The sequence below is a fragment of the Facklamia sp. P12955 genome (assembly GCF_050409565.1).
GTDB lineage: Bacteria > Bacillota > Bacilli > Lactobacillales > Aerococcaceae > Facklamia.
Window position 1 is genome coordinate 1 of sequence record NZ_JBNUPF010000021.1, and the last position, 19,396, is coordinate 19,396.

Here is a 19,396-nt window from a genome sequence, read left to right on the forward strand (position 1 = left end):
TAGTGGGACATTTTGATTTGTGTTCTCTTGAGACATTATCATTTACGTTTAACATCATTTCGAAAAGATTTAAAAACACCTTGACAAAAAATAAATAGACGGTATAATATGATTATAAACTTTAACAATTAAATATTTCTGATCAAGCGGTGATATAATCATGCAGCCCGGTCCTCATTGCGAGGACAGCAGAGATACCTTAGCGTACCTGTGAGACAGTTTTCATTAACTGTCTTTGGTGCGCTTTTTTTGTTAGAGAATTACGAAAGAAAGAAGGAGATTTTGTGGTGGTTAGTATCTTTAGGAATCGTGAAGGGCAGTTTTTTGCCATAGGAACTATCTTAATGATCGCAGGTTTCTTATTTTCATTTAATCCTCTTTTGAGTCGGTTTGCTTTTTATTTAGCTATTTTCTTTTTAGGCTTTTTTGCCACTAAAGAAGCTGTCAGTGAGACTTTTATTGAAAAAAAATTGAATGTAGACCTCCTCATGGTTTTAGCAGCTTTAGGAGCTGTTATTATTAATTATGAGTCTGAGGGAGCTATGCTTTTATTCATCTTTGCAGGGGCCGAAGTTTTAGAAGAATATGCAACCAATAAATCTACTAAGGCCATCGAAGAACTAATGGGGCATGTGCCTAATGTAGCCTTAAAAATTTTACCAAATGGTGAAACGAAAGAAGTGCCTACAGATAGTTTAGAAATAGGTGATCAAGTATTGGTAGCTAAGGGTGATGCCTTACCAATCGATGGTTTCTCAGATCGATCGGTAATCATAAATGAAGCTGCTTTAACCGGAGAATCTTTACCAGTAGAAAAAAATCAAGGCGAAGAAGTTTTTGCTGGTACAATCAATGAAGGAAATTCTTTTAGACTAGAGGTAAGTAAGCTAAGTAAAGATACAGTCTTTTCTTCCATTATTCGGATGGTTCAAGAGGCCCAGTCCAATCCATCTAAAATAGCGAGTTTTATCGATCGCTTTGAATCACATTATGCTATGGGTGTTTTAATCGCTGTGCCTTTATTCATTGTTGCCTTATATTTTTTAGTGGATTATTCCTTCCAAGAGGCTTTCTACCGCGGCATGGTCTTGCTAACGGTGGCTAGTCCCTGTGCGTTAGTTGCTACGGCTACTCCAGCCACTTTATCAGCCATTTCTAATGGAGCTAAAAATGGTATTTTGGTCAAGGGTGGAGCAGCCATGGAATCATTAAATACCATGGATATTCTATTTTCAGATAAAACTGGTACTCTAACTCAAGGTGTCTTTGATGTGGTTGATTATGAGCTAGAAGAAGACTACTTAAAAGAAGTAGTTTATATGGAACAAGGTTCCAACCATCCCATTGCACTAGCAGTTGTTAAGCATTTTAAGGATCTAGACTTGTCGGAAGTAGATACCCATGAAAAGGTGGAAGAATTACCAGGACAAGGGATGAAAAAAGGAGAAATTCAAGTTGGAAAGCCTTCTACTTTTGAACACTTAGCAAATTATGCACAATATATTGATCGAATAGAAGAAGGGCATACAACTATCTTTATCGCTAATCAAGAAAAAGTATTAGGTTATCTCTCATTAGCTGATAAGATTCGTTCCGAATCAATTGAAGCGGTTAAGAAATTCCAGCAAGCCGGAGTAGAAGTTGTCCTGATTACTGGGGATAACCATCAAGTTGCTAAAAAAGTAGGTCAGCAGGTAGGGATTGAAGACGTAGTGGCTGAATGCTTACCCAAAGATAAAATAAAATATGTTAAAGAAAGTCAAGCAAAGGATAAGGTAGTGGGCATGATTGGCGATGGAATTAATGATGCTCCTGCTTTAGCCCATGCTAATATTGGTATTGCCATGGGATCTGGCTCTTCTATCGCGATGGAGTCATCTGAAATTATCGTTGTAAAAAATAATTTATTGAAACTATTTTATTCTTACCAGTTGAGTCATAAATTAAATCGAATCATTAAGCAAAACATTATCTTTGCTATTAGTGTCATCTTTATATTAATTGTCCTTAACTTTCTAGGTACTTTAGACTTACCTTTAGGTGTAGTTTTTCATGAAGGCTCCACTATTTTAGTTATTTTAAACGGTCTTCGTCTTTTAAGACAAAACGAGTCTTTAAATGAATAATTTTTACTTTTAATCTTGGTTCTCTCCCATTTTTGGTATTTTGGGAGAGTTTTATGCATTTAATATGAAATCGAGATTAAAATATACTACAATAAGAGTTACTTGAAAAAATATAGAGAGGAAGAAAAATAATGTTTGCAATTTTTCGCAAATTAGCATGGTTTTTTAAATTAAGATGGAAGACCTATACCTTGGCAATAGGGGGGTTGATTTCTTGTGCGGTTTTATCTGCAATAATTCCTTTATTAATTGGTCAAGTAGTTGACCAAATGGCAAAAGGTAGTCTAACTTCATCCTCTCTTTTACAGTATATGTTATTGCTTTTATTGGTCGGTCTAATGATGTATGGCTTACGTTATATGTGGCGATCGAATCTATTTACTAATTCCACTATTTTAGAGTCGATTATGCGTAATAAATTATATGACCACTTTACAAAAATGGATCAAACCTTTTACGGAAAATACCGTACCGGTGACTTGATGGCTCACGCTACTAATGACCTACGAGCGTTACGCTTTGTAGCTGGGGGAGGTATTTTAACCTTAACTGATGCCTTATCTATCACAATCGTCACACTTTTTTCCATGGTAATTATTATTGATTGGAAGTTAACACTCTATACAATTGTTCCTTTCCCTCTGCTTATTTTTGTTTCAAGATACTTAGGTAAGTGGATTAATAAATACTTTAGAGAGTCCCTAAGAGCTTTTTCTAAAATGAATGATCATGTGCAAGAAAGTGTAGCTGGAATGACAGTCATTAAAGCCTTTGGCGAAGAAAAAGAAGACCACTTAGACTTTGTAAAAGCAACTGATAATGTAATTGCTCAAAATCGTAAGGTCCACTTAGTCAATTCAGCCTATTCTCCTATCATTAACTTAATTACAGGATTAACTTATGTTTTAACAATTATCTTTGGCTCATACTTTGTCAGTGAGGGTAGAATCTCGATTGGTCAATTGATTGCTTATTTTTCTTATTTAGGTAATATGACATGGCCTCTTTTAGCAGTGGGTCGTTTAGTCAATACCATGGAAAGAGGGAATGCATCCTATGACCGGGTAACAGAACTCCTAGCTCAAAAGGCGAGTGTTACTAATCCAAAAGATGGCATTAAGAAACTTCCATTTAAAAACCTAAAGGTTGATATCAAACAATTTACCTATCCTACTAGTGAAGAAATTAATTTACAAGATGTTACTTTTGAACTAAGCGAAGGACAAACATTAGGAATTGTCGGCAAAACTGGTTCAGGTAAAACGACCCTTTTAAACTGTTTAGTTCGTCTCTATGATTTAGATCAAGGTCAGATTTTATTTGACAATCAAGATTTAACTAAGATTGATTTAACTTACTTAAGAGACCATGTAGGCTATATTCCGCAAACAAACCTGTTGTTTTCAACTTCTGTTAGAGAGAATGTTCGTTTTGGCCGGCCAGATATGTCACAAGATCAAGTGGAACATTACACTCAAATAGCTGATATTCACCAAGATATTCTTGATTTTACTGATGGCTATGAGACGGAAGTAGGTGAGAGAGGGGTATCACTTTCTGGTGGTCAAAAACAAAGGATTTCAATTGCAAGAACGCTGGCTATGCAGCCTCAAATTTTATTAATGGATGATGCCCTATCAGCAGTGGATGCTAGAACTGAACAAGCTATTTTAAGTAAGTTAAAAGATGAAAGAGATAATGGCATTTCGATTATTGCGACTCATCGCCTATCTTCTGTTATGCATGCCGATGAGATTATTGTGCTAGACCAAGGGAAAATAACTGAAAGAGGAAACCATCAAGAGCTAGTTGCCTTGAATGGTTGGTATGCCAATATGTTTACCCAACAACAATTAGAAGAGAAATTAGGAGGTGAAGTCGGTGAAGAAGAATAAGAAAACTAGACAAACTAAATTTTCAATTCTTGAACAAATCGATATCTTACGTTATCTCTTCTCTTTCGCTTCCAATCAGTGGTGGCGGTTTCTTATTTCTGTCATTGCAATGATTGCTTCCTCATCTATTGCTGCCTATTTGCCGATTATTATTAAACGTTATTTAGACAGTATTTCAGCTGGTCAAGTGACAAGTTTTAATATCACCATCAAAGTGGCTTTAACTTATTTGGGCCTCTTGATTATAAGAATGATCTTGATTTATGCCAAAGATTTTTACTTCTTTATGGCGAGCGAATACACTGTGGCAAGTATGCGTAACCGTCTGTATTCAAAACTAGGCCGGTTAAGTATGAACTATTTCAACCAAACTCCTAACGGCGAAGTTGTTTCGCGCATTACAAATGACACTGAAACAATTAAAGAGTTCTGGAATGTTTTCTTAACTTTTTTTGATGGCTTCATTAATGCTGTAACCGTTGGAACAGCTATGTTTAGTTTACACGCTGGTATTTCTTGGATGTTTATTGCCTTTCTACCTTTAGTGTTTATTCTAATTTATATTTATCAAAAAATATCGACAGTCGTATACCGCAAGATGCGGTCTGCTCTGGCACGAGTGAATGCTAAATTGGCCGAATCGACTATGGGAATGTGGTTAATTCAGCAGTTTAATCAGACCGAGCGTATGAAAGATGAGTTTGACCAAGTTAACCAAGAATATGTTAAAGCAAGAACGAATATGTTCAAAATGAATGCGATCTTTTTAATGCCAGCGGTTAATTTGATTGAACAAATTGTTCTAGTATTAGTAATTTGGATTTTTGGTAATCAACTATTAAAAGGAAACAACTTAGATATCGGTATAATTTATGCTTTCACCTCTTACTCCAAGTCATTCTTTAATCCAATTGGTAATATGTTGGATAGTCTTTCTGTTTATCAAGATGGCCTGGTATCTGCTTCCAGAGGGCGTAAGCTGTTATCAAACTCAGATATTAACCCCAGCCAAACTAATAAGAAAATTCAAAGACAATTGGATGGCGAAGTTTCAACTAAAGATTTAAGCTTTTCATATGACCAAGAGCAACTGGTGCTTAAAGATATAAATATTCAAGCCCATCAAGGTCAGATGATTGCTTTGGTCGGCCACACTGGATCTGGTAAATCGACCATCATCAATCTCTTAATGCGGTTTTATAACTTTGATCAAGGAGAAATTAATTTTGACGGAGTCTCTATCAAAGACTATGACATAGAGACCCTAAAAGACCAAGTCTCCTTAGTACAACAAGACGCTTTTATGTTCTATGGTAGTATCAAGGATAATATTCGTTTGCATGGAGACTATTCGGATGAAGAAGTAATTGCAGCTGCAAAATTCACCGGAGCTGATCACTTTATTGAAGCTTTCCCTGATGGTTATGACCATTTAGTAACCGAGGGAGGAGCTTCCCTATCAGCTGGTCAAAAACAATTAATCAATATTTCGCGCTCAGTGATTCGCCAACCTAAAATCTTAATTCTTGACGAGGCAACGGCCTCCATGGATACTGAAAGTGAGCAATATATTCAGACAAGTTTAGATAAAATTAGACAACAAGCTACTTTAATAGTGATTGCCCACCGTTTATCAACCATTAAAAAAGCTGATCAAATCTACGTTTTGAATAAAGGAAATATTATTGAAGTTGGCAAACATGATGAACTAATTGCTCATCAAGGAATCTATTACGATATGTACCGTTTACAGTCCTTAAAAGAAAAATAGTTAAGTTGCTAAAGCCTCAGTCAGCGTTTTAGTAGTTCTTTCTTAATTTTTACATTATCCTTAAATAATAAAACTTTAAAGAGTTGATGATGGGCTTACTTGATGTATTGAATCTATTAGATAGATTATTACAAGGTTCAAAGGCACAAATAAGAAAAATCTTGCTAATAAAGCAGGCTTATATTTAGGAGTCTTGGGTAAAATTGCTACTATTGGTTTACCAATTATCTTGACAGCAATTAATAAAAAGACTCAAACACTTGAATGCTTAGAATTCTTTAATAATGCTTTAAGTAAGCATGAAGACATTAATGACTATCCATCCGTCGACCAATTAAGCGAAAATGTTGATCCTCAAGATAGAGATAAAATTCTAGCTCATGTCTTTGAAGATAAGCCAACTATATTTGATTGTATCGCCAACACTTTAGAATTGTCTGTGAATGCTGTTAAGCGAACTTTGATTGTAGTAGCACCCTTGCTATTAAAATAGATGGTCGATCGTAAAATGGCTAAAAAACTAGATAAAGAGGGCCCTCAAAAAGAAGTCAGTCAGACTTATGAAAGAGTTAATTCTTCTTTAAAAGAGCGTGGAGAGCCTCCAACTAGCGCAGGTAATACCCTATAGGTGATCAAGCTGCATCCTGATTATAAAGAACAAACTAATGGCGAGGAAGGTATCCTGGGTGGGATTTTGGATCTATTTAAATAATGCTTAAAAAGTTCGCTATTCTTAGCGGACTTTTTTAGCTTCATCCCTTTTTAGGAAAAATATGCGATATAATGATTATCTAGAGAAGCCGTGCTATAATAATTCTATCTATTTAAAGAGGGTGTTAAATTGGATTTTTCAAAATCGCCGGTCGGTATGCGTACTTTTAAAACAGCAGTCGCTGTCTTTCTTTGCATTCTTTTTTCCTTTTACGTCCTTAAAATCAGTCCAACCCTTTCTTGTCTAGCGGCTATTTTTTCACTCAGACAGGACTTGGAAAGTAGTTATACCTTTGGTAAGGCAAGAATTATGGGTGTTCTTTTATCAGGTGTGGTGGCTTTATTATTTATTTTCCTCTTTCCGATTACATCTAGCCAAGATGAAATATTGATTATACTCGCTCCAATAGCCATTATCTTATATATTTCTGTCGCTAATCGTATTCACTTACAAAAAGGGATTATAACCGGCTGTGCCACTATGCTAGTAATTTTTTTTAATATACCTGTAAATAATCAATTAAGCTATACGCTGATTCGTTTGTTTTCAACGGTCATGGGAGTCCTTGTGGCCCTTGCCATTAATTATCTCTTACCCAGTCCGTCAGATAAAAACCATTAACTCAATACTTAAGAAGGAGATTAAAATGAAATTAGGAATTCATGATTTATTACCTTTAAATGAAGGAGAGTCCACTCAAACCAGATATGAAAAGACCATTGAAATGGTCAAAGAATTGGAAGCTATGGGGTATGATCGCTACTGGGCTTCAGAGCATCATGGTAGGTCTAACCTGGCTAGTTCTGCTCCAGAAATTTTATTGGCCTATTTAGCAGCAGTTACCAAACAAATTCGCCTTGGGACAGGTGGAACAATGATTGTAAACTATTCCCCCTTAAAAGTTGCTGAAACTTTTAAGACTCTAACTTTATTAGCACCCGATCGGATTGATTTTGGTATTGGAAGGGCGCCAGGAACGGATTACAATGGTATGATGGCTCTTTCTCAAGGAAATTCGATTGATTTTGACCATTTATATGACAAAGCTCAAGTCATATTAGATTATATGACAGATACTATTCCCAAAGGATTTTACGGCCTGACTCAAGCCATTCCAGTTAAAACCCGGACTATTGCTCAACCTTGGATGTTAGGGTCATCTGGGCAATCCGCTATCAAAGCCGGTCAAATGGGATTGGGATATTCTTTTGCAAAATTCTTTGGAGTAGAAACGGAAACTTCTGTATTTAAAGCTTATCGCGATCATTTTCAACCCAGTGAATTTTTCCAAGAACCCAAAGTGATGGTTTCTTATAAAATTATTTTAGCTGATTCAAAAGAAGAAGCAGATTATTGGGCAAGACCTTCCGAAATTACTCATATTCGTAAAAATAATTTAGCATTAATGTCTTCTGAACGTGCTCAAGCCATCGATTTAAGTTTAGAAGAACAAGCTATGCTAGACGAAAAATATCAAAGAAGATTTATCCTAAAAGGTACACCAGAACAAGTTGGAGAGACTCTACATGAAGAAATTGATCGCTTAGGCATCGATGAATTAATGGCTTATATGCCCATACCTGATCAAAGAGCACGTCTACATTCTTATAAACTACTGGCTGAACTTTTTAAATAAAGTCAGACTCTAGTTGGATTAAAGTATAACAACAATCATTTAGAATATAGTTGTAGAGTCGTAGTCAACCGAAAGAAGTGATTAAATGAAAAAGAAACCGATTAAATTAACTTTAGTCGAAAAGTTTCCACTCTTTATAACATCCTTATTCAAGAGAGAAACACCCATCTTAGCTAGAGTTCTAATTTTTGCAACTTTTTTATATGTCTTACTACCAACCGATTTGCTGCCCGATTTTTTAGGTCCTTTAGGCTTTATGGATGACGCTTTATTACTTCCTTTAATGGTTAACAGTGTGGTCAAACGTTTGCCTGAACATATGCTTCAGCAAGCAATTAAAGCCAATTAATACTATGAATTCGCCAAGTTCACTTCAAATTAAGTGAACTTGGCTTTTTGCTTATAATTTATTTTATATAATATTTGGGGTATACTAAATCAGGTAATGATAACAAATTATGTAAGTAAGGAGAAACTATGTTTAAATTATTTCTATCCGATTTAGATGATACACTTTTGGATCATAATAAGAAGTGGAGTCCCAATTTTGAACAATTTAGAGCCACTTTGGCTGAAAAAGATGTCGCTTTCACATTAGCAACTGGTCGCTCAGCTAAGGCTGTGCAACCCATTATTGATGAATTAGATTTAAAGCTTCCTTATGCGACCTCTAATGGCGCTAATATTATGCTAGAAGGACAAGTAATTCAGTCCTTTAGCTTTCCTATTGGACCTTTACGTCCTTTAATCGAAGTGGCTTTAAGCATGGGACTAACGGTTGTTTATGTTGTGAATGGGGAAGAGTTTGCTTTAGAGGATACTGAGTTTATTCGACATGAATTGAAAAACAACTTTACTGAACAAACCATTCGCCCAATTAAGCCAGAAGATTGGGCTAGCATGGAAGTGGATAAATTCTTAATCGTCGATGACCATCCACAAACAGCTTTGTCTCGACTCCATGCTTTAGTTAATAATCTTAAACCAGAGTATCGCTATCTTACTTATTCAGATTGGGCGATGGATATTGTAGCAGCGAATGTTAGTAAAGGGAGAGCCTTGCATTGGATCGCTGATTATCTAGGAATTACTAGCGATCAAGTTATAGCTGCTGGTGATAACCACAATGATATTGACTTATTAAAAGAAGCAGGGCGTAGTATTGCTGCTTTCAATGCTTTAGACGAAGTTAAACGAACAGCCATGATTACAGCTAAGAAAAAATATGGTGATGGGATTATTGAAGAAGTACTCAAAATATTAGAATAGGAGAGAATAAAGTGAACTATCAACACCTAATTCGTGATTTAGTAAACGCTAAAGGGGCGCCTGGCTTTGAAGATGAAGTCTTAGAGGTCCTTAATAAGTATAAGGGAGCTTATAGTCTACAAATCGACAACCTTAAGAATGCTTATTATAACCTTGATCAACTAGACCCTTTAAAACCCACCTTGATGTTAGACTCCCACACTGATGAAGTAGCCTTTATGGTTAAAGCAATTGATAAGAGCGGTTTAATCCACTTACAGCCTCTAGGTGGTTGGCTAGCAGAACACGTTTCGGCCCAACATTATTTAGTCCGTGATAGTCAAGGCCATTACCACCCAGGTATTTCAACTTCTAAACCAATTCATTTTATGACTGCAGAAGAAAGAGCCAAAAAGATAACCTTATTTGATTTAAAAATTGATGTTGGGGCAAGTAGTCGTCAAGAAGTGATTGAAGATTTTAAAATTACAATCGGGCAACCGATTGTGCCTGCTACAAAATTTGCTTTTAATGAGCGCAATCAAGTAATGTTTGGCAAGGGATTTGATAATCGAATCGGTGTGGCCGTTTCGGTGGCTATAATGAATGAGATGAAAGATCATCTTAAAGATCTACCTTTTAATCTTGTCGCTGCCTTTGCTGCCCAAGAAGAAGTGGGAATGCGTGGAGCAGTCATTACTAGTAAACGTGTGAATCCCCAAATGGCCTTAGTTTTTGAAGGGACCCCTTCGGATGACTTTACTGCCGATGAATACTTAGAACAAGCTCGCTTAGGAATGGGACCTCAATTACGTTACCGAGATAACTCTTATATTGCCAACGAATGGTTACTCAATCGCATTCAGCAACTAGCTACTGAAAAAAATATTCCCTTACAACATGCGGTAAGAGAAGGTGGTTCAACCAATGCTGGGTCTATTCATCTTTCTAACAAAGGAGTTCCTGTAGCTACTTTAGGTACTCCGACGCGTTATGCGCATACTAATTATTGCTTCTGCTCTTATAAAGACTTCGAAAATACTGTGGACCTGAGCCTAGCATTCGTTAAGAACTTAACAGCAGAAGACTTTAACCACTTTGAATTAAAGTAAAAGAATACAATGGATTCAGTAATTAGCAGACTTTTTCATGTAAAACTGAACGTTAAAAAGAAAAAAAGTCTTTATTAACTCATTTAATAAAGAAAATCTTTAGTCCCACCAAAAGTTTTGATAAAATAATTTGTATGTGATGAAAGGGGTTGGGAGGATGCAAAAATTAGGTTTCGATAACGATAAATATCTCAAAGAACAATCGAAATATATCTTTGAGCGACTTGAGAATATTGATAAACTCTATTTAGAATTTGGCGGTAAATTAATCGGTGATAAGCATGCTAAGCGGGTACTACCAGGTTATGACGAGGACGTCAAATTAACGCTCTTAACCAAGCTTAAAGATCGTGCTGAGATTATTATCTGTATCTATGCCGAAGATATTGAACATCATAAAATGCGGGGCGATTATGGTATTACTTATGACCAAGAAGTGTTGCGGCTAATTGATGAATACCAAGCGTTAGACATTCAAGTAAACAGTGTTCTATTAACTAGATATAAAGGACAAAAAAATGCCACTGTCTTCAAGAAAAACATTGAAAACAGAGGAGTTAAAGTTTACCTACATGAGAGTATTAATGGCTATCCAACTGATCTGGAAGTTGTCTTTTCGGAAAATGGTTTTGCTAAAAATCCATACATTGAAACTAGTCAACCTTTGATTATTGTAACTGGTCCAGGGGCTGGATCGGGCAAGCTAGCAACTTGCTTGAACCAACTTTATCATGAACATCAAAAGGGAATTAAGGCTTCATATGCTAAGTTTGAAACTTTCCCAGTTTGGAACTTACCACTAAAACATCCAATTAATGTGGCTTATGAGGCCGCAACAGTTGATTTAAATGATATTAATGTTCTTGATTCTTATCATTTAGATGCCTATAACGAAATGGCGGTCAATTATAATCGCGACATGCAGATGTTCCCAGTTATTCGTCGGATTTTAGCTAATACGAGTTCACCCAATTTAATCTACCAATCCCCAACGGATATGGGAGTTAATCGGATTAAATCGGGAATTACCGATGAAGAAGTTGTTAAAGAAGCGGCCCAGCAAGAAATTATTCGCCGCTATTTCCAAGTAGAACAAGATTATAAAGTCGGCATTGTGGATGAAGAGGTTCGTTCGAAAATGCACTTGTTAATGGAAGAAAGTGGGTTAACAGCTGAAGATCGTCTTCCAGTGGTTAAGGCTCAAGCTTATGCTCAATCGGTTAAGGAACGTTTTTCGCAGGAAGAGATTCCGGCAGTCATTGCTATTCAATTAAGCGATGGACAAATGATTACTGGCAGACGAACCGAATTAATGGATGCACCGGGGGCAGCGATTATGAATGCTCTAAAGACCTTGGCAGGTATCTCAGACCAAATTGACCTCTTAGCTCCCATGATTTTACAAACCATTCAAAATCTTAAAGCTAACAAGTTGCAAAGTAAGCATCCCATTTTAACTTTAAATGAATTACTAATTGCTCTAGCAATTTCAGCAGTGACAAACCCAACGGCTCAAGCAGCCTATCAAGCCTTATCTAAATTAAGTGGTGCTCAAGCGCATTCTAGCATCATCCTATCACAAGATACTAAAAACCAATTACAAAACTTGGGGATTGATATTACTTGTGATGCCGTTTTTGTTTCGGGTTCATTAAAAGGTAATTAAGCCCAGATGACACTCAATCCAAACTTCTACTTATTGAAGTCTCAGTAGGTAGAAGTTTTTAATTAATAGTTTAAACTAGTTTTAATACTTTATATTTACGATAATAATTTAGAAGGAAAAAGATGAAGAAATTCACAGATTCTATTCGCTTAAGACACGGTGCACAATTAGCTAACCGGATTGTTCAACCCCCTATGATGTCTTTTTGGGGGGGTTAAAAAGGGGGTTCCAGCCAAGAAACCTTGGAGGATTACCAAAGAAGGGTGCAATTAGCCGCTTTGCTGATGCCTATTTAGCTGGTTTAAAAGAACTAGCTAAAAAGTAAAGTCTAAAGGCAACAAAGTGATTATACAAATCCACCATTCCGGTTACCAAGCTCATCAAAGAGCCAGCGAAGGTTTAACAGTATATGGTCCGTCAGCTGTGGATTTAGATTTCCTAGATCATGAAACTGTGCCCTTAACTATCCAACAAATTGTTTTATTAGGAGGCGTATTTGATGCTAACGCTGCTCAAAGAGCCTTGAATTATACGGATTTAGTGGCTATTGGACGTGCTACGTTCATCGAACCGGACTTCGCCTTAAAAATAAGTCAAGGATTCGTATATTACAAAAGATATTTTGACCGATCTGGCTTGATCGACTGGTCGATACGAGGTTTTTGCTTCACTTCATTCAACACTACCTCCTAGAGCTGGAATGCAAGAAATATTAGAAGAACTCCATTAATTATAAAAGACTGCCGTTTATGAGCGGCAGTCTTTATTTTATGAGATTTGATGAATCCATTTTTTAGATTTTACTCTAAATAGGCCAATCACTAATTTGGTAATTTCTTCCGTGGCCGCTAACATTACAACCCATTGAATAGAAAAGTTAAGCACAGCCGCTCCTAGAAAAGCTAAGGGAACGCCTACTAACCATACAGATCCCATTTCTAAGAAAAGGGAATACTTCGTATCGCCTCCACCTCTTAGAACACCTACAATCAGAATGGAGTTAATAGCTTTTAAAATGAAGATAAAGCCCATATAATTTAGTAAAGTCTTACAAAGTTCATAGACTTCTGGTGTTAAATTGGGAAACAACTGTAAACTAATTGAAGGGGTAACGGATAAGAAAAGGCCTACAAATAAGGCAATGACTCCGCCCATTTTAAGAAAACGGATGGCATGAGGATAAACAACATCCATAACGCCGCGCCCAATCGTATTTCCTAACATAATCGTACAAGCATTGGATAGACCACGTATTAAAACAAAGGCTAAGTTCTGGATGGCAAAAACAACTTGAATGGCAGCTGTTTCTTTAGTACCAACCATGGCGTAAGCCACACTATATAATACTTGACCGAGTCCCCAAAAGGTTTCATTAACAATGACAGGAAAGGTGATGCGCAAAAAGTTTTGAATAAAATCTCCCTTAAAATTAAACATCTCTTTAATCGAACCATTAAGCGGACAATCATAGCGACTGACTGTGTAAAAGATAACCAATAATTCCATTAATCGAGCAATGATTGTACCCACTGCTGCTCCCACTACCCCTAATTCTGGGAAACCAAACTTACCAAAAATAAAGGCATAATTGAAAAAAGCATTGAAAACAAAACCAACTATAGCGGCTGTTAATGGCGAACGAGGGTTTCCAGTTGAGCGAAGAGCCACACTGTTCACGAAGCTGACACCAGTTAAGGCATACGACCAAGCAACTACTCTTAAATATTTAGACCCTTCTGCAATGACAGCAGGATCATCAATCATTAAGCCTAATATTCTTTCTGGTATTAGCCATGCCAACAAAGTGAAAAGACAAGCTACTACAAAGGTAATTAAGCACGAGAAAGCATTAACCTTTTGTAATTTAGCAAGATCACCTCGACCATGGTATTGAGCAATCATTACTGAAGCTCCCGTGGCTGTACCAAAACAAATCATAGTGAAAAAAAAGAAGACTTGATTGGCCAAGCCGACTCCTGCGATTGATTCCGGTCCCAGTGATGAGATCATCATGGTATCTAAAGTATTTAGAAACGAAACGATTAAACTTTGCAAAGAAATCGGAATCGCAATGGCTAACATTTTACGATAAAAATCTTGATTATTCATAGGACACCTCACTTTAAACTGTCCTTTCATTATACCTAATTCTAAGAAAAAAGCTGTAAGAATTTGATGAGAATTTTTTTGTCTTAATTATATATCACCCTATGTGTATGTCTTTACTTTTTAATTAAAGTAGATATGATGGAGTAGAGGAGGCGTTTGCTATGACACTATTAGAGCAATTAATTTCTAAAATCGAAAATAAAGAAGAACGCATAATTGAAATCCGCCGTTATTTACATCAACATCCAGAGTTATCCTTTCAAGAAAAAGAAACTTCTAAATATATTAAAAACTTCTATAAAGACCTTGACATAGATCATATCGAAACGGACTTAGGAGGACAATATGGCCATGTTATTACAATTAAAGGGGGTCAAGAGGGACCTACAATCGCTTTAAGGGCAGATTTTGATGCATTACCTATTACGGAAGAGGTAGATTTGCCATTTAAATCAAAAAATAATGGGGTAATGCACGCTTGTGGTCATGACGGCCATACCGCTTATATGCTGATTTTAGCCGAGTCTCTAATTGAATTAAAAGACCAAATTAAAGGTACAATTAAAATCCTTCATCAACCAGCTGAAGAAGTTCCACCAGGAGGAGCTAAAGCAATGATTAAAGCTGGAGCCTTAGAAAATGTAGACTACATTTTTGGTGCTCATGTGATGAGTCAGTTTAAACTCGGAACCGTTTATACGCATGAAGGAAATACCCAAACTGCCCGAGCTTATTTTAAATTAACCATTAAGGGTAAAAGTGGACATGGTTCGGCTCCACATGATGCAAACGATGCAATTGTAGCTGCTTCGTCTTTCGTCATGAATGCTCAAACGGTAGTTAGTCGTCGAGTAAATCCATTTGATATGGGCGTTTTATCAATTGGTTCATTCGATGGTAAAGGTCAATTTAATATTATTCGAGATAAGGTAGTTCTAGAAGGTGATGTTCGCTCAATGTCGGAAGAAACAGCTAAGACTATTCAAGATATGGTAACACAATTAGCCAAAGGTTTAGAAGAGAGTTTCCAAGTAGAAACAGAATTAGAGTATAAGCCAGACTATCCTGTATTATATAATGATCCTGCAGTTACTAAGAGGGTTACATCAGCACTTGAAAGTCTAAATATCTCTGATATTAAGGCTGTTGAAGATAGTGGACCTATTTCTCCTTCGGAAGATTTCTCTTATTATCTTAAAGAAGTTCCTGGTTGTTTCTTCTATATTGGTGCCAATGAAGATCCAGAAAATAGTTACCCTCATCATCATCCAAAGTTTGAAATCGATGAAAAATCATTAAAAATTTCGGCAATATCAATGGCTGCAGTCGTTGATGAGTTTGTAGGTTAAAAAGGAGTCCCATCTGTTACAGTGGATAAAAAATACCTGCTGGAACTTTCCTCCTTCCCTTACTAATTTCTTCTGTATTTTCACACTTTCTGGCCTGATTTGTCCTATATTGTTAGAATGACTGAGGCTATACTAAGTAAAAACTCAATTGCTTTTATTTTGGCTGCCATCACTTTTTGTTTGGGAACGATGATTAATACAAAAAGTTTGATGAAAGTTATTCAACGAGAAGGGGGCCTTTCTCTTGTTAAAGCTAATTATCAATCATTATTGGGGGGTTGATATTAAAGGTATTTGGAGATGAAGGTTTCTTAGGTATTAGTCTTTTAGCGCTTATTCTTGCAGTATGTTCAGCCAATCTAACCATCTTCTTACCCTTAGTTACTGATTATGCCCAAGAAGAAAATAAGATTGGCTTTAACTTTATAGTCTTTTTTAGAATACCAACTTTACCATTAATCGTCTATTCGCTTGGAAAAGCTGATAGCTCTGGCTTTAATTAGATGCCTTTGCTATCAACTCTTATTCCCCTAGTAGTAGGAATTATTATTGGAAATATCGATAAAAAGGCAGTAAAACTTTTTTCGCCAGCTATCGGATTATTCCTGCCTTTATTAGGATGAGGAATCGGTCAGGCTATGAACATTGTCGATAGTTTGCATTTTGGATTAATCGGTGTGATGAGTTGTATTCTTCTATTTAGTAAGCTCACCACTATTTTTAGTAGACAAGTATTTACTTAAAAATGATGGTGTAATGGGCATGTCCTTCAATGCTAAGCTAGAAAGTTCTGCTTCATTTCCCACTTTAATCGCTCAAAGCTATCCTAGTGTAGAACCTTACGTAACACAAGCATCTGCACAAATTCTAACAGGGCTTATTCCCACATTTTTAACATCATTCTTAGTAGCAAAATTCACCAAAAAGCTTCTTAATGCTTTCTGTGGTTGAAACCGATACAAGTTCAATCATATAATTAAGCTAACCATAATTTGGGGTTAGCTTTTTATATATAAACTATTCAAATAGGAGCGATTAAGACTATGAACCAACTTTATTTAAAAATGGTCAATTTCATAACCAATCAGCTAAAAGGCCAAAAAATATCTATTCATCACCCAGCTATTAAAAATGATCAAAAGGCATTCGATTCAAATAAACCGTTGAATGTACAAGAATCTATTATAAATAAGAAAGAATTAAAAAGTAAAAAAGGTGAAGAAACAAAAGAGATAGTGATTATTAATCAAAATATATTAGATGTAGATATAGAGAGTTTAATTAATATAATCCCTGCAATTAAAAAAGATCTTTCTAATGCAAAAACTTTAAAAGGTATTACTAGCTCACAAAGTATTTTAGATTCTTCAGAAGAAGATTTATTGAAGTTAAGACTTCACGGTTTAGACCAACTTTATCTTTTAATTGAAACAGGATCAGATCAAACATTAAACTTTTACAATAAACATCTAACTATTCATCAAGAAAAAATCGCTTTAAAAAAATTGAAAAAAGTAGGCATTAACTATTCTATAGTGACTGTTATAGGAGCTGGTGGAAATGGTTTATCTGATAGACATGCCATTGAAACTGCCAAACTTATTAACCATGTCGATGCAGAAGAACTTATTTTATTGACAATCGATGCAGAAGACTTATCTAGTTTAAAAGAGGAAGAGAGAGAAGGCTTTGTAATTTTGACGCCTCGTGAAAGTTTAGAGGAAGAATTAATGCTACTGAATCATATTAATACAAATATCAAAATAAATGGAAATCACTCCTCAAATACAATTTCATTAAGTGGGAAGTTCCCTCAAGATAAAGAAGAAATTATCAGTCAACTGGAAGACAAGCTTTACAATTGGGAAGAAGAAAATAAAAAGAGCTTTAGGGACTTTTTGAAAATATTTTAAGCATCTAAAAGTTATAGAGATTAATTAATGCAACTTTTTTGCTAAAAAAGACAAGCGAATTTATATTTAGTAATGTAGGAGAGAGTATATTTATAAAATCATATCGCATCAAGTAGACTTCACCTTGTGCAGTCATTTTCTAAGTAGTAAATATTTTGACTCTTTAGATAAGTATGACCGTATAACAATCTCGCAAGTAGCCCAAATAGATAATACTTTTTATGAAAGTTTAGCTAAGATTGGCTTTAAACAAATTGCCTATTTATTAAATATGGCAGGTGGTGGCATCATTAATTCCAATGACTGGATCAAAGTTTTAGATGAAAACCATTGAGCCGGAGCTGGTCTGGATAGCTCTGAGGGTGAAGGCCCTTATGCAGGCAATGGCTTTAAAAATCAAAAAATTTCAGATGAAACCTTCTTTCAAATATTAAATCACCCTAAAATCATCTCCTCACCACACAGTGCTCTTTATACCGACCAAGCCGCAAAAAACTTAGTAGAAGGTGAGCTTAATACCATTTTAGATGTTTTGAAAACAAGAACAACATCCTACCTCGTGAATTAATCTAAAAAAACTCTGTTAAACACTCAGGTGCTTAACAGAGTTTTTATTTAAAGGGTAAAATTATTGATCAGAAAACTTATCGAAGTAACCTTTGATATAGATGAAAGGTGTTCCTTTATCACCTGAGCCAGAAGTTAAATCAGATAAAGAACCTAATAGGTCTGTTAGTTGACGCGGGGTAGTTCCGATTCTTTCTGCTTGGTCTTGGCTCGCCTCCGCATGGCCTGCAATATAATCTGAAATAGCCGTTTGTAAATCTTGACCTTCAAGATCTTTAAATTTGCCATCTGCTAAATACTTTAGCTTTACTTCATTAGGTGTTCCTTCTAACCCACTGGTGTATGCAGGGGATACTATCGGATCGGCTAATTCCCAAATTTGACTTTGAGGATCTTTAAAAGCGCCGTCACCGTAAATCATAACTTCGATTGTTTTACCAGTTAAATCTTTAATTAAAGACTGGACCTCACTGACAAAGGCTTCACCATTAATAGGGAAGAGTTTTACGATTTCATCAGAAGATAGGTTTGCACCTAACAATCCAAATTCTGGATTCGAACCACTACCGTCGACTGGCTGATTCATAATCTCATCCAGTCGGAGTACTTTTGAAGCACCAGCTTGTAATAGGCGTTTTTGAGTACGATTGCGTGTATGAAGATCTGCTGTAATTATGGTGTCTGTGTAATCTAGGACAGCTTTTGGTTGGTTAGCTAAAATAATCGTGCAAGCAGCTCCTTCAGCTTCGATGGTTTCTCGGTAAAGACTTAAATAATCAACACCTGTGAATGGGTGCTTCATATCGGCAAATATTTTTTTTATTTCTGCTTCTGTGAAGACATCTGTCCATGGATTAATACCAGCATCATCCAAATCTTCAATTAACATAAGCGGATTTCCCACTTCATCGGACGGATAACTCAATTGAACGATCACTTCATCGGCTGCACGAGCAATCGCTTTAAGGGTTGATTGAAAACGGTTACGACTTGTAATAGGGAAGACAACTCCTATTTTTTTGGCTTGCAATTTATCCTGAATGTCCTTTGCAATTTGATCAAGGGTCACGTAATTGCCTTGGGCACGCGCTAAAATGGATTCCGTAATCGCAAGAACATCTCGATCCTCTATCTTGTACTGAGCTTCCTTAGAAGATTCTAATAAAGTCTCCACAACAATCTTGACTAAGTCGTCTCCTTCATGGACAACTGGTGCTCTTAACCCTCTTACTACGGTACCTACTGTTCTTTTCATAATCAAATTCCTTTCTCTCATTGAGATAAATTAATCG

The 19,396-nt window shown here is 36.1% G+C and carries 16 protein-coding genes and 2 pseudogenes; 16 read left to right on the top strand and 2 right to left on the bottom strand.

Annotation, left to right across the window (positions count from 1 at the left end; translation table 11 throughout):
* Nucleotides 1-284 precede the first annotated feature (284 nt).
* The 11 genes from ACQV2G_RS06775 (at nucleotide 285) to ACQV2G_RS06825 (ending at nucleotide 12,859) form a co-directional block, all read left to right on the top strand.
* On the top strand, nucleotides 285-2,126 hold the full coding sequence (locus ACQV2G_RS06775; protein ID WP_428876429.1) for a heavy metal translocating P-type ATPase: 1,842 nt from the start codon (nucleotides 285-287) through the stop codon (nucleotides 2,124-2,126).
* A gap of 131 nt (nucleotides 2,127-2,257) precedes the next feature.
* Nucleotides 2,258-4,021, top strand: a complete 1,764-nt coding sequence (locus ACQV2G_RS06780) for an ABC transporter ATP-binding protein (protein ID WP_428873376.1) — start codon at nucleotides 2,258-2,260, stop codon at nucleotides 4,019-4,021.
* Nucleotides 4,008-5,792, top strand: coding sequence for an ABC transporter ATP-binding protein (locus ACQV2G_RS06785; RefSeq protein ID WP_428873375.1), 1,785 nt, complete (start codon nucleotides 4,008-4,010; stop codon nucleotides 5,790-5,792). The genes ACQV2G_RS06780 and ACQV2G_RS06785 overlap by 14 nt, the downstream gene beginning before the upstream one ends.
* Before the next feature lie 127 nt (nucleotides 5,793-5,919).
* Nucleotides 5,920-6,285, top strand: coding sequence for a DUF937 domain-containing protein (locus ACQV2G_RS06790; RefSeq protein WP_428876438.1), 366 nt, complete (start codon nucleotides 5,920-5,922; stop codon nucleotides 6,283-6,285).
* A 348-nt stretch (nucleotides 6,286-6,633) separates the two neighbouring features.
* Nucleotides 6,634-7,125, top strand: a complete 492-nt coding sequence (locus tag ACQV2G_RS06795; RefSeq protein WP_428873373.1) for an FUSC family protein — start codon at nucleotides 6,634-6,636, stop codon at nucleotides 7,123-7,125.
* 25 nt (nucleotides 7,126-7,150) lie between these two features.
* On the top strand, nucleotides 7,151-8,140 hold the full coding sequence (locus ACQV2G_RS06800; protein ID WP_428876430.1) for an MsnO8 family LLM class oxidoreductase: 990 nt from the start codon (nucleotides 7,151-7,153) through the stop codon (nucleotides 8,138-8,140).
* Nucleotides 8,141-8,225: 85 nt separating this feature from the next.
* Entirely contained in the window at nucleotides 8,226-8,489 is a 264-nt protein-coding gene (locus tag ACQV2G_RS06805; RefSeq protein WP_428873370.1) for a YkvA family protein, read from the top strand.
* 128 nt (nucleotides 8,490-8,617) lie between these two features.
* Nucleotides 8,618-9,409: a Cof-type HAD-IIB family hydrolase gene (locus ACQV2G_RS06810; RefSeq protein WP_428876431.1), complete on the top strand. Its 792-nt coding sequence runs from the start codon at nucleotides 8,618-8,620 to the stop codon at nucleotides 9,407-9,409.
* Between the two features lie 11 nt (nucleotides 9,410-9,420).
* Nucleotides 9,421-10,500 (top strand): M42 family metallopeptidase, encoded by a 1,080-nt coding sequence (locus tag ACQV2G_RS06815; RefSeq protein ID WP_428873368.1) that lies wholly within the window; start codon nucleotides 9,421-9,423, stop codon nucleotides 10,498-10,500.
* Nucleotides 10,501-10,657: 157 nt separating this feature from the next.
* A complete protein-coding gene (locus ACQV2G_RS06820) occupies nucleotides 10,658-12,166 on the top strand; it encodes a DUF1846 domain-containing protein (protein WP_428873366.1) in 1,509 nt (502 codons plus the stop codon).
* Between the two features lie 342 nt (nucleotides 12,167-12,508).
* Nucleotides 12,509-12,859, top strand: coding sequence for a hypothetical protein (locus ACQV2G_RS06825; RefSeq protein ID WP_428875250.1), 351 nt, complete (start codon nucleotides 12,509-12,511; stop codon nucleotides 12,857-12,859).
* Between the two features lie 75 nt (nucleotides 12,860-12,934).
* On the opposite strand, the gene ACQV2G_RS06830 is transcribed toward ACQV2G_RS06825, so the two are convergent.
* Nucleotides 12,935-14,275, bottom strand: coding sequence for an MATE family efflux transporter (locus ACQV2G_RS06830; protein WP_428873364.1), 1,341 nt, complete (start codon nucleotides 14,273-14,275; stop codon nucleotides 12,935-12,937).
* Nucleotides 14,276-14,436: 161 nt separating this feature from the next.
* On the opposite strand from ACQV2G_RS06830, the gene ACQV2G_RS06835 reads away from it, so the two are divergent.
* The 5 genes and pseudogenes from ACQV2G_RS06835 to ACQV2G_RS06855 all read left to right on the top strand — a co-directional run bounded on the left by ACQV2G_RS06835 (nucleotide 14,437) and on the right by ACQV2G_RS06855 (nucleotide 17,871).
* Nucleotides 14,437-15,624 (top strand): M20 family metallopeptidase, encoded by a 1,188-nt coding sequence (locus ACQV2G_RS06835; RefSeq protein WP_428873363.1) that lies wholly within the window; start codon nucleotides 14,437-14,439, stop codon nucleotides 15,622-15,624.
* A 117-nt stretch (nucleotides 15,625-15,741) separates the two neighbouring features.
* Nucleotides 15,742-16,247 (top strand): annotated as a pseudogene (locus tag ACQV2G_RS06840) (2-keto-3-deoxygluconate permease).
* Nucleotides 16,248-16,326: 79 nt separating this feature from the next.
* A pseudogene (locus ACQV2G_RS06845) lies at nucleotides 16,327-16,575 on the top strand (2-keto-3-deoxygluconate permease); the annotation flags it as partial.
* Nucleotides 16,576-16,667: 92 nt separating this feature from the next.
* The gene (locus ACQV2G_RS06850) at nucleotides 16,668-17,537 is read left to right on the top strand and encodes a radical SAM protein (RefSeq protein WP_428873362.1); all 870 of its coding nucleotides are present in this window, start codon (nucleotides 16,668-16,670) and stop codon (nucleotides 17,535-17,537) included.
* A gap of 124 nt (nucleotides 17,538-17,661) precedes the next feature.
* The gene (locus ACQV2G_RS06855) at nucleotides 17,662-17,871 is read left to right on the top strand and encodes a hypothetical protein (protein WP_428873361.1); all 210 of its coding nucleotides are present in this window, start codon (nucleotides 17,662-17,664) and stop codon (nucleotides 17,869-17,871) included.
* Nucleotides 17,872-18,165: 294 nt separating this feature from the next.
* On the opposite strand, the gene ACQV2G_RS06860 is transcribed toward ACQV2G_RS06855, so the two are convergent.
* The gene (locus tag ACQV2G_RS06860; RefSeq protein ID WP_428876432.1) at nucleotides 18,166-19,359 is read right to left on the bottom strand and encodes a coenzyme F420-0:L-glutamate ligase; all 1,194 of its coding nucleotides are present in this window, start codon (nucleotides 19,357-19,359) and stop codon (nucleotides 18,166-18,168) included.
* Between the last annotated feature and the right edge of the window lie 37 nt (nucleotides 19,360-19,396).

Excerpts from the sequence above, each read along its gene's own strand:
- ACQV2G_RS06780 (WP_428873376.1), top strand. The coding sequence starts at position 2,258 with ATGTTTGCAATTTTTCGCAAATTAGCATGGTTTTTTAAATTAAGATGG.
- ACQV2G_RS06830 (WP_428873364.1), bottom strand. The coding sequence starts at position 14,275 with ATGAATAATCAAGATTTTTATCGTAAAATGTTAGCCATTGCGATTCCG.
- ACQV2G_RS06820 (WP_428873366.1), top strand. The coding sequence starts at position 10,658 with ATGCAAAAATTAGGTTTCGATAACGATAAATATCTCAAAGAACAATCG.
- ACQV2G_RS06860 (WP_428876432.1), bottom strand. The coding sequence starts at position 19,359 with ATGAAAAGAACAGTAGGTACCGTAGTAAGAGGGTTAAGAGCACCAGTT.
- ACQV2G_RS06805 (WP_428873370.1), top strand. The coding sequence starts at position 8,226 with ATGAAAAAGAAACCGATTAAATTAACTTTAGTCGAAAAGTTTCCACTC.
- ACQV2G_RS06810 (WP_428876431.1), top strand. The coding sequence starts at position 8,618 with ATGTTTAAATTATTTCTATCCGATTTAGATGATACACTTTTGGATCAT.
- ACQV2G_RS06835 (WP_428873363.1), top strand. The coding sequence starts at position 14,437 with ATGACACTATTAGAGCAATTAATTTCTAAAATCGAAAATAAAGAAGAA.
- ACQV2G_RS06800 (WP_428876430.1), top strand. The coding sequence starts at position 7,151 with ATGAAATTAGGAATTCATGATTTATTACCTTTAAATGAAGGAGAGTCC.
- ACQV2G_RS06850 (WP_428873362.1), top strand. The coding sequence starts at position 16,668 with ATGAACCAACTTTATTTAAAAATGGTCAATTTCATAACCAATCAGCTA.